Genomic DNA, 1,392 nt, shown 5'->3' on the forward strand with positions numbered 1-1,392 from the left:
CTCCTCCCCACGCCGTTCGCCGGTCGGTGCGCCGCCCAGCCAGTCCTCGGCGCGGCGGCTGGGGCCCGCCCAGCGTGCGTCGTGGCGGGCGGCGCGGCGTGCGGCGCGGGCGGCGATCCGGGGGTGGCGGCGGTAGAGGCGATTGGCCCACGGCGAGCCGGGGCGGGCCAGGCGCACCGCGCCCACCAGGGCGAGGGGCGGCAGCAGGACACCCCACAGCGCCAGCCACCGTTTGCCCTTGAGCAGGGTGACGAGCACCAGGGCGAAGTTCACCAGCACGGCCGCGATGGCGTTGCCACGGGTCAGCCGTTCCTCGGTGGAGACGTTGTTGATGTCCAGCGGCACGAACCCGGCCAGCAGCATCGCCACCAGGGCCGCGGTGACGACGACGATCTCGACGCTCTGCCGGCCCTGTTCGCTCCAGTACACGTCGTGCAGATGCAGGATCAGCGCGAACTCGTCGAGCACCAGACCCGCACCGATCCCGAACAGCACCGCCACCACCGAGGCGGTGACCCCGACCGCGCCGGCCGCGATGCCGCCGAAGCCGCCGATCAGCATGAGGATGACGCCGGGCACCACGTGGTGCACGTGTTCCCCGCCGGCTCCCGTGACGTCGTGGAACGGTCCGCGCCCCGCCCGGATCAGCCGGGTGATGCAGCGGGTGACGGCGAAGGTGATGACGAACGCGGCCAGCGCCAGCAGCAGCGGCAGCTTGCCCGGTTCGATGATGTTGCGCTCCAGCCAGTGCCCCATGCTTCCCGCATGGTTCCCGAGCGCCCGGCACTACGCTGCCGCCTCATGGATGCCACGCCGCCCGCTCCCCCGTTGGACGCAGTGCGGCACGGTCTGCGGTTCGCCTTCGGGACGCTGACCGTGCTGCCGGTCGGCCCGCCGCCGCGCTGGGACCGGCGCACCGCCCGGGCGGGGATGCTGTGCGCTCCCGTGGTGGGTTGTGTGGTGGGGCTGTGCGCGGCCGGGGCCGGGTGGGTGCTGCTGCGGCTGGGTTTCGGCCCGTTCCTCACCGCGCTGGGGACGGTGGCGGTGCCGGTGCTGCTCAGCCGGGCCCTGCACCTGGACGGGCTCGCGGATGTCGCCGACGGGCTCGGCAGCGGCAGGCCGGCCGAGGGCGCGCTGGCGGTGATGAAGCGCTCGGACATCGGTCCGTTCGGCGTCGTCACGCTGCTGGTGACGCTGCTGGCCCAGGTGGGCGCGCTCGCCGAGCTGTACGGCGCGGGGCAGCGGTACGGGCTCGCCGCCGCGGTGCTGTGCGGGCTGGTCTCGCGCACCGCGCTGACGCTGGGCTGCCGCGCCCGGGTGCCGGCCGCCCGGCCGGACGGGCTGGGGGCGCTGGTGGCGGGGAGCGTGCCGGGGCCGGCCGCGTACGGCACC

General features: G+C 75.2%; 2 protein-coding genes. One reads left to right on the forward strand and one right to left on the reverse strand.

The features are described from left to right. Window positions 1-756: hypothetical protein (locus ACFV5N_RS27825; RefSeq protein WP_385605315.1), on the reverse strand; the 756-nt coding region annotated here is incomplete at its 3' end. Between the two features lie 45 nt (window positions 757-801). Here ACFV5N_RS27825 and ACFV5N_RS27830 point away from each other — a divergent pair. Then, window positions 802-1,392: adenosylcobinamide-GDP ribazoletransferase (locus tag ACFV5N_RS27830; RefSeq protein WP_385605318.1), on the forward strand; the 591-nt coding region annotated here is incomplete at its 3' end.

This window comes from Streptomyces sp. NPDC059853 (assembly GCF_042731495.1).
In the GTDB taxonomy this organism is placed as follows: domain Bacteria; phylum Actinomycetota; class Actinomycetes; order Streptomycetales; family Streptomycetaceae; genus Streptomyces.